The organism is Burkholderia sp. 9779_493, from assembly GCF_015712215.1.
In the GTDB taxonomy this organism is placed as follows: Bacteria; Pseudomonadota; Gammaproteobacteria; order Burkholderiales; family Burkholderiaceae; genus Burkholderia; species Burkholderia cenocepacia.
On record NZ_JACCQA010000054.1, the window covers coordinates 22,870 to 36,007 of the forward strand.

General features: G+C 68.8%; 10 protein-coding genes. 5 read left to right on the plus strand and 5 right to left on the minus strand.

Going from position 1 to position 13,138, the window contains the following annotated elements:
- Window positions 1–2 precede the first annotated feature (2 nt).
- A complete protein-coding gene (locus H0X95_RS33055; RefSeq protein WP_196446364.1) occupies window positions 3–593 on the plus strand; it encodes a nucleotidyltransferase domain-containing protein in 591 nt (196 codons plus the stop codon).
- Complete coding sequence (locus tag H0X95_RS33060) at window positions 593–1,030, plus strand: hypothetical protein (protein WP_060213817.1); 438 nt, start codon at window positions 593–595, stop codon at window positions 1,028–1,030. The genes H0X95_RS33055 and H0X95_RS33060 overlap by 1 nt, the downstream gene beginning before the upstream one ends.
- Before the next feature lie 89 nt (window positions 1,031–1,119).
- Here the strand turns inward: H0X95_RS33060 and H0X95_RS33065 are convergent, their stop codons facing one another.
- The 5 genes from H0X95_RS33065 to H0X95_RS33085 form a co-directional block, all read right to left on the minus strand.
- The gene (locus H0X95_RS33065) at window positions 1,120–1,908 is read right to left on the minus strand and encodes a sulfite exporter TauE/SafE family protein (RefSeq protein WP_034201862.1); all 789 of its coding nucleotides are present in this window, start codon (window positions 1,906–1,908) and stop codon (window positions 1,120–1,122) included.
- Window positions 1,909–2,201: 293 nt separating this feature from the next.
- Window positions 2,202–3,641, minus strand: a complete 1,440-nt coding sequence (locus H0X95_RS33070; protein WP_084750789.1) for a DHA2 family efflux MFS transporter permease subunit — start codon at window positions 3,639–3,641, stop codon at window positions 2,202–2,204.
- 131 nt (window positions 3,642–3,772) lie between these two features.
- On the minus strand, window positions 3,773–4,501 hold the full coding sequence (locus tag H0X95_RS33075; RefSeq protein WP_196446365.1) for a DsbA family oxidoreductase: 729 nt from the start codon (window positions 4,499–4,501) through the stop codon (window positions 3,773–3,775).
- A 183-nt stretch (window positions 4,502–4,684) separates the two neighbouring features.
- The gene (locus tag H0X95_RS33080) at window positions 4,685–5,479 is read right to left on the minus strand and encodes a helix-turn-helix transcriptional regulator (RefSeq protein ID WP_006496684.1); all 795 of its coding nucleotides are present in this window, start codon (window positions 5,477–5,479) and stop codon (window positions 4,685–4,687) included.
- Window positions 5,476–6,450, minus strand: coding sequence for an ornithine cyclodeaminase family protein (locus H0X95_RS33085; RefSeq protein ID WP_059721608.1), 975 nt, complete (start codon window positions 6,448–6,450; stop codon window positions 5,476–5,478). The genes H0X95_RS33080 and H0X95_RS33085 overlap by 4 nt, the downstream gene beginning before the upstream one ends.
- A 381-nt stretch (window positions 6,451–6,831) precedes the next feature.
- Between H0X95_RS33085 and H0X95_RS33090 the strand changes: the two genes are divergently transcribed.
- The 3 genes from H0X95_RS33090 to H0X95_RS33100 all read left to right on the plus strand — a co-directional run bounded on the left by H0X95_RS33090 (window position 6,832) and on the right by H0X95_RS33100 (window position 12,568).
- The gene (locus tag H0X95_RS33090; protein ID WP_006496681.1) at window positions 6,832–7,608 is read left to right on the plus strand and encodes an ABC transporter substrate-binding protein; all 777 of its coding nucleotides are present in this window, start codon (window positions 6,832–6,834) and stop codon (window positions 7,606–7,608) included.
- A 67-nt stretch (window positions 7,609–7,675) separates the two neighbouring features.
- A complete protein-coding gene (locus H0X95_RS33095; RefSeq protein ID WP_196446366.1) occupies window positions 7,676–8,920 on the plus strand; it encodes an NAD(P)/FAD-dependent oxidoreductase in 1,245 nt (414 codons plus the stop codon).
- 510 nt (window positions 8,921–9,430) lie between these two features.
- On the plus strand, window positions 9,431–12,568 hold the full coding sequence (locus H0X95_RS33100) for a beta strand repeat-containing protein (protein WP_196446367.1): 3,138 nt from the start codon (window positions 9,431–9,433) through the stop codon (window positions 12,566–12,568).
- Window positions 12,569–13,138 lie beyond the last annotated feature (570 nt).

A 13,138-nucleotide genomic window follows, 5' to 3' on the forward strand; every position in this document is an offset into this window, starting at 1 on the left:
TAATGAGGACAGTCATCCCCGATCCAAGGATTTTTGTGGGCGTCGCCGACTTTCTCCTCACACCCGGTATGCAACGTGTGCTGGGTGCCACGCTGCTCGAACCCGACCGCTGCTTTACGCTGCAGGAATTGCTGCGTCTGGCAAGCAGTGGACACGGCAGCGCTCAAAAGCAGATAGACCGGCTGATTGAGGCCGGCGTACTCAAGGAGGACGCGCGCCGAGGCCGGCAGCGGAGCATCCGCGCAAATACGGACTTCGTCCTCTATCCGGAACTCGTCGAGATCGCGCGAAAGACGTTCGCTGTCGCGGAGCCGTTGAAGGACGCCTTGTTGCCTTTTGCCGGGCATATTTCCACGGCCTTCGTGTTTGGCTCGGTGGCCAAGGGTACCGACAGCAGCCGAAGCGACATCGACCTGATCGTCATCGGCGACGCCCAACTTCTCAAGCTATCCGAAGCCTTGCACGCGGCCGAGCATGATCTGCGGCGTCCCATCAACTTCTCGTTGTACGAACCTGCCGAATGGGCCGCGCTGGTCGATAGCGATCCCGTTATCGCGCAGATCGCCCAGGGCCCGACTTTGAGGATTCTGTGATGCCGCGTCCGACCGAATACGAAAACCTCGTCAAGACGAGAGCCTTCGAGGCGGTTGCGCCGACGCCCGGGGCAATCGCGGGCTTCCTGCGCAATGCGGAGGACTACAAGGCCACTGCCGACGAACTGGATCCCACCCGGCATTTGCAGGTATTTACCTTGGCCTACGAAGGCTACTTCCAGCTCGTACAGGCTGTTCTCGAGTTCTACGAGGTGAGGACCAAAGATGCCGGCCGCAATCTGGCTATCCAGCGCGTTTCCACCTCGTTGGGTGTGAGCCCCCCGGAATTCGCCTTCATCACGAAGGCCCACGAGCGACGCAACGGCACGTCGTACGTTTCGCCGTTTCCGCCGGTGTCGAAAGCCGAGGCCGCCACCATGCTGAGCATCCTGGCGAAATACCTGCCTATTGCACGTGCGCTGACCGGTATGTCGTGAAACCGCTTGGTCATCTGTCAAGACAGGCGACAGATGGTTGTGGGGGGTACCCACTGAGGCGGCGTTTTTCGGCAGGCGTGAGAGGCTGCTTACGCCAGCACGAGCCGCACGCCGACCGCGACGAGCGTCGCGGCGAGCAGGTTGCGCAGCAGCCGCTCGGGCGCGCGCGCCGACAGCAGGCTGCCGAGCACGATGCCGGGCAGCGAACCGAGCAGCAGCGACAGCAGCATCGACCAGTCGACCGAGCCGAGCAGCCAGTGGCCCATGCCGGCGACCAGCGTGAGCGGCACCGCATGCGCGATGTCGGAACCGACGATGCGGGTCGTCGCGAGCAGCGGATACAGCAGCAGGAGCACGGTCACGCCGATCGCGCCGGCGCCGACCGACGTCATCGACACGAGCACGCCGAGCACGGCGCCCGTCAGCACGGTCGACCACAGCGTGCGCGCGGGGCTCGGCGTGAGCGGGTTGCGCGCGGCGAATGCCGTGAGCTGCGGCCGGAAGATCAACGCGAGCGACGTGAGCAGCAGCGCGACCCCGAGCACGAGCTGGATCATCCGCGCGGTGCCCGGCGTGTTCATCCCGTGCGTGTGCAGCCACCACAGCGTGAGCGCCGCGGCCGGCACGCTGCCCGCCGCGAGCCGGCCGGTGATGCGCCAGTCGATCGAGCCTTTCAGGCCGTGGACCAGCGTGCCGGTGGCCTTGGTCGCGGCCGCGTACAGCAGGTCGGTGCCGACCGCCGTCGCGGGGTGGACGCCGAACAGCAGCACGAGAATCGGCGTCATCAACGAACCGCCGCCGACGCCCGTCAGGCCGACGAGAATGCCGACGAACAGGCCGGACAGGGAGTACAGCAGATCGATATGGGGAAGCGACATCGGAAGCAGGCGGTTATGCGGCGTTCGGCGACGGCGCGCGGCCGCGGCGGCGCGCATCAAAGTCCGCCATTGTCGCAAAAGTGGCGCGTCAATGTACGACCGCGTTAAAAATCGACCGGGAAGGCTCGCGCGGGCGGCGGCCGGCGGGATGTGAAACGGGCGTTTGAGCCGGGGGCGAGGATCGTCGTTAGCCTGACAGGTATGACGAACCGCGCGCCTCCGCTGCGCGCAAAAAAAGGGCGCGACACTGCGCGCCCTGATTCGATGCCGGTTCTCGGTTCGGCTGCCGACGGTCAGTGCAGCGCCGGGCCGGCGCCTTCGACCGCGCGTGGCGGCCGGATCCGCAGCGCGAACCCGATCAGCGCGGCCACGGCCGCGAACGCCGCGCCGAATGCGAAGGCCGCGTGGTAGCCGCCGTTCAGCGCGTCGAGCGGCGCGGCCCGCGCCGCCGCGAGCGCGTCGGTGCGGGCGCCGGCGAGACTCGCGAGGACCGCCAGCCCGAGCGCGCCGCCCATCATGAACGCAGTGTTGACGATGCCCGACGCGAGCCCGGAATCGGCCGGGTCGACGTCGCTCATCGCGGCGAGCAGCATCGGATTGAACGCGACGCCCGCGCCGATGCCGAGCAGCGTCATGCCGGGCAGCACGTGCCACACGAAACCGCCGTCGACTGGCGCGCGCGAGAACAGCGCTAGGCCGCATGCCGCGATCAGCAGGCCGGCGGCGATCGGGCCGCGGATCCCGAAACGCATCACGATCCGGGCCGACAGCCCGAGCGAGAACGCGGCCATGATCAGGTTCGCCGGCAGGAACGCGAGGCCGACCTGCAGCGGCCCGTAGCCGAGCACGCGCTGCATGTACAGCGCGGACAGGAAGAACCACGCGAACATCGCCGCCGCCCACAGCACGGCGATCGTGTTCGCGAGCGCGACGTTGCGCGCCGCGAACAGCGTGAGCGGCATCAACGGATGCGCGGCGCGCGACTCGATCGCGATGAACAGCGTGAGCAGCACGACGGCCGCGCCGATCAGCGCGACGGTCTGCGTCGACAGCCAGCCGGCCTCGTTGCCGCCGACGATCCCGTAGACGGCCAGCATCAGCGACGCGGTCACGGTGATCGCGCCGGCGACGTCGAGCCGCGCCGTGCCGGCCGGCGCACGCGTGCGCGGCAGCAGCGCGACGCACATCGCGTAGACCGCGACGCCGATCGGCAGGTTGACAAGAAAGATCCAGTGCCACGACAGCGAGCTCGTCAGCAGCCCGCCGAGCAGCACGCCGATGCTGCCGCCGCCCGCGCACACGAAGCCGTAGACGCCCATCGCGCGGGCGCGTTCGCCGGGGGCCGTGAAGAGGTTCATGATCAGCGACAGCGAGACGGCCGACACGACCGCGCCGCCGAGCCCCTGCACCGCGCGCGCGGCGATCAGCATCGCCTGCGATTGCGCGAGGCCGCAGGCGAGCGACGCGAGCGTGAACACGACGAGGCCCGCGAGGAACATGCGTCGCTGGCCGTACAGGTCGCCGAGCCGGCCGCCGAGCAGCAGGCAGCCGCCGAACGTCAGCAGGTATGCGTTGACGACCCACACGAGGGCCGTTTCGGTGAAGTGGAGGTCGGTGCTGATCGACGGCAGCGCAACGTTCACGATCGTGCTGTCGAGCACGATCATCAGCACGCCGAGACAGAGCACGATCAGCGCGTACCAGCGCTTCTCGCCGTGAATCCCGTGGGTCATGGGCCTGCAGCCTTCTGATAGTTATTTGAAAGGATGCATTGTAGACGTCGACGGCGCGGGCTTCCTGCCGGTTTGTGGCAGGAGCGTCGCGTAGTGGCGCCCGGCCCGGCGCGCGTGCAGCGGGCGGCGCGTTACGACTGGGGCAGTTCGCAGCCGTCGGGGCCGCAGGCGGCCGCGTCGCTGCCGCCGAGTTCGACGATGCCGTCGCGCCACGCCTGGTCGAGCGCCTGCGCGAACGCGTCGGCCGGCTGCGCGCCGGACACCGCGTAGCGGCCGCCGAACACGAACAGCGGCACGCCGCGCCCGCCGATCTGCGCGGCGCGCGCGATGTCGGCCTCGACTTCGTCGCGGTGCGCGTCGCTGTGCAGCACCGCTTCGACGGCCGAGCGCTCGAGCCCGGCTTCGACCGCGAATTCGGTCAGCGCGGCATGATCGAACAGCGAGCCGTGTTCGCAGAAATACGCGCGATAGAGCCGCTCGGTCAGCGCATGCGCGCGACCCGTGGCTTCCGCGAGCTTCACGAGCCGGTGGCCGTCGAGCGTGTCGCCGACGAGCGTGCCGGGCAGGTCGTAGCGCAGCCCGACGCTCGCCGCCGCCTCGGTCACCTGGCGCAGCATCTGGTCGACCTGCGCGGGCGACATCCGGTACTTGCCCGCCAGCATCGCCTCGACCGGCTCGACGGGCTGGCCGGGCATCAGCCGGTATGCGCGCAGCGCGACGTCGACGCGGTCGGCGTGCGCGAACGCGGCCAGCGCCTCGTCGAAGCGGCGCTTGCCGATCCAGCACCACGGGCAGATCAGGTCGGACCAGATTTCGACGGTCAGGGTCGGGGGGGCAGTCGGGGCAGGAGCGGTCGTCATGGGCGGTCCAGGGCGGCAAAAAGTGTAACCGAGACTATATCACTTTATGTTTCGACGTTTCGTCGTCCGCGGGACCGTGCGGAAGGGGCCGCGCCCGCCTGTCGCGAAGCATGGACGCGAAACCGGCAGTCCAGCCCGGTACCGATGACCGGGCCGGCCGTCATTACGCTCGCCGCGTCGCGCTCAGGCGTCGCCTTGGGTTTCCTTCAGATGCTTGAGGTGCTTGTAGACCGTCGCGCGCCCCATCCCGAGCACGTTCGCGACGTAGTTCGCCGCGCTCTTGCCGCGGAACGCGCCTTCCGCGTACAGCGCCTCGACGAGCTCGCGCCGGTGTTCGCGCGTGAGCCCGTTCAGCCCGACCTGGCGCTCGCGCAGCCAGCCGTGCAGGAACGTGTTGATGCGCTCCTGCCAGTCGTCGCGGAACAGCTCGTCGGGCTGCGCGACGACGCCCGCGCCCTTGATGAAGAGGTCGAGCGTCGCGCGTACCTCGTCGAACACCGCGATGTTGAAGTTGATGCACATCATCCCGGCCGCCCGGCCTTCGTCGTCGAACAGCACGTTGCTGACGCAGCGCATGCGCCGGCCGTCCCAGTTCAGCTTCTCGTACGGGCCGATCACGCGCTCGCGCGCCGAATGATCGATTTCCTCGAGCGCCGAATCGTCGCCGACCTCGCGCTTGGACAGGTTGTTCGCGAGATACAGCACGGTCTGGTCGTGCAGGTCGTGGATCACGACTTCCGCGTACGGGAAGAACAGCGCGGCGATACCGTCGGCGATCGGCGCATAGCGGGTGAGCAGCAGGTCTTTGACGGGAGATTTCTTCTTGCGCATCGGTGTCGCGATCTCGGGTGGGCGGGCGCCGGGCAGCGTGCCGGGCCGGCGAGCCGGCGTACCGTCGGTCGGCATGCCCGTGCGCGCGCGCGCGGCCGCCGCGGCGGTTGCGCCATTGTATCGGCCCCGCGTGCGCGTGCCGCTCATGCGCGCGTCAGATGCGTGTACAGCGCGTGCGCGATCGCGATGTCCTCGAGCCCGAGGCCGATCGAGCGAAAGAACGCGTGACGCGTGCGCGATGGCGCGGCGCAACTGCCGGCGACGAGCGCGGGCAGGTCGCCGACGATCCGGCCGGCATCCCAGCCGTGCTCGGCCGCGGCGATCTGCATCTCGCCGGCGCTCGCGGGCGTCGTGTGCCGGTAGTCGCAGTAGACGTCCATGCCCGGCAGCCACGCGGGCGGGATTTCGTGCGCGCGCGCGACGTTCGTGCTGATCGACGTGACGAGCGCGGGGCGCGTGAGCATTCCGTCGCCGAGCACGGGCGTGCCCGACGACGTGCACAGCATCACCACGTCCGCGTCGCGCACGCAGGCCTCGACGCTCGCCGCCGCGCGTGCGCGCGGGTCGAGCGCGGCGAGGCCCGCCTGCAGCGCCGCATCGCCGGCCAGCGCGGGCGAGTACACGCGGATCGTGTCCCAGTCGCGCAGCGCCGCCGTGTGCTTCAGGTGCGCGAGGCCGACCGCGCCCGCGCCGACGATCGCGAGATGGCGCGCGTCGCGCGGCGCGAGGCAGTCGACCGCGAGCGCCGTCGTGCCGGCCGTGCGCTCGACGGTCAGCAACCCGGCGTCGCACCACATCAGCGGCTGGCCGGTTTGCATCGACATCAGCGCGGTCCACGCGGTGACGATCGGTTTGCCGTCGGGCTTGCCGCCCGTCACGACGTACGGCGACAGCTTCGCGCCGAATACCTGTGCGTCGGCGAGCGCGCCGAGATACGTGATGAAGTCGCCGGCCTGGTCGGGAAACAGCGTGAGCGTCTGCGGCGGCTGCACCGCGCGCGCCGCGGCGAGCGACGCGAACATGCGGCGCAGCGTGCCGAGCACGTCGAGCGACGGCAGCGCCGCGCGCACCGCGGCCTCGTCGACGGTCAGCGGCAGAGTAGGGACGGTTTGCGTCATGAGGACATCTCCGGTTCGGGCTGGACAGAAAGTCTCGAAAGACGGCGTCCGGTGGGGTTCGTGATGGACGAAAAGTCTAATATAGACAAATGAAATCTGGAGGATTTTTATTTTCGGGACAGAGATTCTTTGCCATAGTCATGAAAAACACCATGAAATCAACGGCATTCCGAGCGGGTGACGAAATTTCGACGTGAAGCAGCAGCGCGATCTCCTCGTATCCCCTATGGTCTATAGTAGACTTTAAGTCTATATTTCTGCGTGCGGGACCCGACACGTCGCCATGCGGCGGCCACCTGCGTCGAATGCCGACCCGGCGCCCGACCCGGCGCGCCGTACGCCCCGATCTTCATCGCCACACTCCAGAACAGAAGGACCGTCATGAACTGGAAACTTTCCCTCTGCGCCGCTGCGGCGCTCGCGTGCGCGGCCGTCACGGCCCATGCGGAAACCACGTTGCGCTTCGGGATCGAAGCCGCTTATCCGCCGTTCGAGAGCAAGACGCCGGCCGGCCAGTTGCAGGGTTTCGACGTCGACGTCGGCAACGCGGTGTGCGCGAAGCTGAACATGAAGTGCGTGTGGGTCGAGAATTCATTCGACGGGCTGATCCCGGCGCTGCAGGCGCGCAAGTTCGACGCGATCAACTCGGCGATGAACATCACCGCGAAGCGCAAGCAGAGCATCGATTTCACGCCGGCGATCTACGTGGTGCCGATCGTGATGGTCGCGAAGCACGGCTCGCCGCTGAAGCCCGACGTCGCGAGCCTGCGCGGCAAGCACGTCGGCGTGCTGCAGGGTTCGTCGCAGGAGGATTTCCTGAAGGCGCACTGGGCCAATGCGGGCGTGGCCGTCGTGTCGTACCAGGATCAGGACCAGATCTATGCCGATCTCGTCGCGGGGCGTCTCGACGCGGCCGTGCAGGAAGCGCAGACCGCGCAGGACGGGTTCCTCGACAAGCCGGCCGGCCGCGACTACCAGATCGTCGGCGAACCGCTGAAGGATCCAGCGACGCTCGGCGAAGGCACCGGCTTCGGGATGCGCAAGAACGACAAGGCGCTGCAGGCGAAGATCGTCGGCGCGCTCGACGCGCTGAAGAAGGACGGCACGCTGAGCGCGCTGTCGCAGAAGTACTTCAAGCGCGACATCATCGCGAAGTAAGCGCCGCCGCGTGCCGGCCGCGGGGCCGGCGCACGGCGCATCCCATCTCGACGCAGTGCGGGGAACCATGGATTTCGACGTGATCGTTCTGGGGGCCGGCATCGTCGGCGTGTCGTCGGCGCTGCATCTGCAGGATCGCGGGCTGCGCGTCGCGCTCGTCGACCGGCGCGCGCCCGGCGAGGAAACCAGCCACGGCAATGCGGGACTGATCGAGCGCTCGTCGGTCGTGCCGTATGCGTTTCCGCGCCGGCTCGGCACGCTGCTGCGCTATGCGCGCAACCGCTCCGTCGATCTCTATTGGGACTACCGCGCGCTGCCCGCGTATGCGGGCTGGCTCGCGCGCTTCTGGCGCGAATCGTCGCCGCAGCGGCTCGCGGCCGCCGCGCGCGACCTGCTGCCGCTCGTCGCGGCGAGCGTCGTCGAGCACGATGCGCTGCTCGCGCGCACCGACGCGCAGCCGCTCGTGCACGACGGCGGCTGGATCGAGGCGTTTCGTTCGCCCGCGTTGTTCGACGCGGAAGCGCGCGCGCAGCAGCGCGTGGCCGACGCGCACGGGCTGCGGATGACCGTGCTCGACGCGCATGCGCTGCGCGCGCGCGAGCCCGGTATCGGCGACGCCTTCTGCGGCGCGTTTCACTGGCAGGACCCGAAGACCGTGTCGAGCCCGGGCGGGCTGACCAAGGCCTATGCGCGGCTGTTCGAGCGTGACGGCGGCACGTTCGTGCGCGGCGACGCGACGACGCTCGTGCAGGTGGATGACGGCTGGCAGGTCCGGACCGAACACGGGCCGCTCGTGGCACGCTCGGCCGTGGTCGCGCTGGGCCCCTGGTCCGATCAGGTGTTCGCGCCGCTCCGTTACCGGATTCCGCTGCGCGCGAAGCGCGGCTATCACATGCATTACCGGCCGACGCGCACGCCGCTGAACGTGCCCGTGTGCGATACCGAGGCAGGCTTCGTCGTCGCGCCGATGGAGGGCGGCCGCCTGCGGCTCACGACGGGCGTCGAGATCGCGCCGCGCGACGCGCCGCCGACCGGCGTGCAGCTTGCACGCGCCGAGCCGCTGGCGCGCGACGCGTTCGGCATCGGCGAGCGGCTCGACCCGGAGCCGTGGCTCGGGATGCGGCCGTGCACGCCCGACATGCGCCCGGTGATCGGGCCCGCGCCGCGCCACCGGCATTTGTGGTTCGCGTTCGGTCATTGCCATCACGGACTCACGCTCGGGCCCGCGACCGGCCGCCTGCTCGCCGAAATGATGACGGGCGCGCCGACCTATATCGATCCCCATCCGTACCGGCCCGCACGCTTCGGCTGAGCCTGCGGCGCGCAGATGCGGCTTCGGCCGCCGGCACGCGCCGGTGGCCATGCGCACGCTTCACAGTTTTTCATTCTGCTATCCGGATTATCGAAATCCACGCAATCGTAAATGATCTGCGTAATCGATAAGAAAGAAAATCGCGCGATAAAAGAAAATCAGCAAATTCGCGATTTATCAATGCATTTTCATATTGCTGAAATGCGTAATGGGCAGTCCGTCATGGCGGTATGGGGTCTCATCGTGCTCGCGTGTTTCGACGTTACGCGGAATGTACCGGAACACGTTACTACGGGGCTCGCAAACGTTACGTTACATCCGCGTTCCGGCGACCTTTTTCATCAGACGATTCGGGCTCCGCAATTCAGGAATTTCGCCTGAAATCGATTAAAAAACGTTATTACCGCTCATTAGGCAGACGAATCAATCCCGTTTTTGGAATTGGCACGCTTCGTGCAATCGTCCCCATGCTTTGTCAACGTAGTGCCAACCGAGATGGGGAAAATAAAGATGGGACAGAATTTTAAATTGACGGGTGTGGCGCTGTCGGTCGCGACGGTGTTCGGGGTGCTGGCTTCGGGTTCCGCGATGGCGGGGGCGCTCGACTCGCTGCCGATCCCGCAAGTGATCGTCAATCCGCCGACGAACAGCGTGTCGGTCGGGCTGGTCGCGACGGGCACGTCGCCGCTGGGCTCGGTCACCGTGACGGCGGGCGGGTCGGGGGCGATTCAGACGTCGCTCGGTGATCCGGGACACGTGCTGTCCGGCGCCGTGGGGGCGGTGACGGGCGCACTCGGCGGTGGCGGCGGGGTGCAGCCGCTGGCGCCGGTGCAAGGCGTGGTGAATCAGGTGACCGGGGCGCTCGGCGGTGGCAACCCGGCAGGCGCGCTGACCGGGGCGCTGAATACGGCGACGGGCGCGCTGAGCAATGCGGTTGGCACGGCAACGGGTGCGCTGGGCGGTATCGGCGGCGGCGCGAATCCGCTGGCGCCGGTTCAGGGTGTGGTGAATCAGGTGACGGGTGCGCTCGGTGGCGGCAACCCGGCAGGTGCGCTGAGCGGTGCCGCGGGTGCGGTCACCGGCGCGCTGGGCGGCATCGGTGGCGGCGCGAATCCGCTGGCGCCGGTTCAGGGTGTGGTGAATCAAGTAACGGGTGCGTTGAGCGGCGGCAACCCGGCCGGCGCATTGACCGGCGCGCTGAATACGGCAACCGGCACGCTGAGCAACGCGCTCGGCACCGCAACGGGCGCGCTGGGCGGCATCGGTGGCGGCGCGAACCCGCTGGCGCCGGTTCAGGGTGTGGTGAATCAAGTAACGGGTGCGTTGAGCGGCGGCAACCCGGCCGGTGCATTGACCGGCGCGCTGAACACGGCAACCGGTACGTTGAGCAACGCGCTCGGCACCGCAACGGGTGCGCTGGGCGGCATCGGTGGGGGCTCGAACCCGCTGGCGCCGGTTCAGGGTGTGGTGAATCAAGTAACGGGCGCCCTGAGCAGCGGCAACCCGGCCGGTGCATTGACCGGCGCGGTGAATACGGCAACCGGCACGCTGAGCAACGCGCTCGGCACCGCAACGGGCGCGCTGGGCGGCATCGGCGGCGGCTCGAACCCGCTGGCACCGGTGCAAGGCGTCGTGAACCAAGTAACAGGTGCACTCGGTGGCGGTAATCCGGCAGGTGCACTGAGCGGCGCCGTGGGTACGGTTACCGGCGCGCTCGGCAATCTGGGCGGTGGCGGGAACCCGCTGGCACCGGTTCAGGGTGTCGTGAACGGGCTCACGGGCACGATCGGCGGTGGCGATCCGGCCGGTGCGCTGACTGGCGCCGTGGGCACGGTAACCGGGGCGTTGGGCAACCTTGGCGGCGGCTCGAACCCGGTGGCGCCGGTGCAAGGCGTAGTGAACGGCGTGACGGGTGCACTTGGCGGCAGCAATCCCGCAGGCGCACTGACCGGCGCGCTCGGCACGGTAACCGGCGCACTGGGTGGCGTTGGCGGCGGCAACCCGGCAGGTGCCTTGACCGGTGCCCTCGGTACGGTAGCCGGTGCATTGGGCGGCGTTGGCGGCGGCAACCCGGCAGGCGCCTTGACCGGCGCGCTCGGTACGGTAACCGGCGCATTGGGCGGTGTTGGCGGCGGCAATCCGGCAGGCGCCTTGACCGGTGCCCTCGGTACGGTAACCGGCGCACTGGGCAGCGTTGGCGGCGGTAATCCGGCAGGCGCACTGACCAGTGCCCTCGGCACGGTAACCGGCGCATTGGGCGGCGTTGGCGGCGGCAACCCGGCAGGCGCACTGACCGGTGCCCTCGGCACGGTAACCGGCGCACTGGGCGGCATCGGCGGCAGCAACCCCGCAGGCGCACTGACCGGCGCCCTCGGCACCGTAACCGGCGCGTTGGGCAACCTCGGCGGCGGCGCAAACCCGATCACCCCGATCCAGAACGTCGTGAACCAGGTCACGGGCACGCTCGGCAGCGGCAACCCGGCCGGCGCGCTGAGCAACGCGGTCAACACGATCACGGGCACGCTTGGCAACGTCGGCGGCGCCGGGAGCCCGCTCGCGCCGGTGCAAGGTGCCGTCACGCAGCTCGCCGGCACGCTCGGCAACGGCGATCCTGCCGGTGCGCTGACGAACGCGCTGAACTCGGTGACGGGCGCGCTCAGCGGCGCGAACCCGCTGGCGCCGGTGCAGGGTGTCGTCAACCAGGTCGTCGGCACGCTGTCCGGTGCGGGAGGCGGCAGCCCGATCGCGCCGATCACGAACCTCGTCAACGGTCTGCAGAATGCGCTGCCGGGCGGTAATCCGGCCGGCGCGCTGACCGGCGCACTCGGTTCGGTGACGGGCGCCCTCGGCAATCTCGGCGGCTCCAACCCGCTGGCGCCGGTGCAAGGCGTCGTGAACCAGGTCGTCGGCACGCTGGGCGGCAGCAACCCGGCCGGCACGCTGAGCAACGCGATCGGCACGGCCACGGGCGCCCTCGGCAACGCGGTCGGCTCGGCGGCGGGCGCGCTCGGCGCACTGGGCGGCACGAACCCGCTGGCGCCGGTGCAGGGTGTCGTGAACCAGGTCGTCGGCACGCTCGGCGGCGGCAATCCGGCCGGTGCACTGACGGGCGCGCTGAACTCGGTGACGGGTGCCCTCGGCAATCTCGGCGGCTCCAACCCGCTGGCGCCGGTGCAAGGCGTCGTGAACCAGGTGATCGGCACGCTGTCCGGCGCTGCGGGCAACAGCCCGATCGCGCCGATCACGAACCTCGTGAGTGGCCTGACGGGCGGCGGCAACCCGGCCGGCGCACTGACCGGTGCGCTCGGTTCGGTGACGGGCGCACTCGGATCCGGCCCGGCGGCACTCGGCCAGGCGGCCGGCGCGCTGTCGGGGGCGGCCGGTTCGACGGCAGCGGCGGGCGGTAGCCTGCTCGGCGCGGGCGCGAACGCGGCCGGCGGTACGGCCGGCGCGGTCGGTTCGCTGCTGACGACGGGGGCCAACTCGACGGCGACGGTCGTCAACGCGGTCGGCACGTCGGTGGGCACGGCGCTCGGTTCCGCGCCGAGCCTGTCGGTGACGCCGCACTCGGGCAACAGCTCGCCGAACAACCCGCTCGCACCGGTGACGACGCTGCTCCAGTCGCTGACCGGCGCGTTGCCGAGGTAAGCGGCCGAAACCGGCCGAACCTGCACGACGGCGCTGCATCGGCCGTCGTGCGAAACGGACGTGCAATACGGGCCGTGCAATACGGTCGCGCAACGCGGCATGACAGCGATGTCATGCCGCGTTGTCGTTGTGCGCCCAGCATGGGCGCACTCCTGCGGGTGCAAGTCCCGCCATAAGCTGGTCACAGCGAATGAAGTGAAGCGCAACTGCATGAGGGCGACCGAATGTGGAGAGGAAGCGTGGAGCGTAAATCGTGAGCCGATGGACAAGAACTGCATAGAAGGCGCTGCCGTGCAGGGCGAGCGGGCAACGCACCGCGAAGCTCTCGTGACCAAGGCGAAGCAGCGTAAATGCGGCGGTTGTGCGATGAAGGAGTGCGCTCTTACCTGGGGAGATCTCGCCTTATGCCTGAAAGGGCGACGGCATCGAGCCGGAGCGAGAAGTCATACATGGACGCCCCCGTTTTGCCAGGTTCGCGGTGAGTGACGGTTCGAAGGCATCGATTGCAGCCATACATCCGGACTTTGATGTCAGGCGTACGCCTGCTGTCCCTGATGGAATACGCTGGCC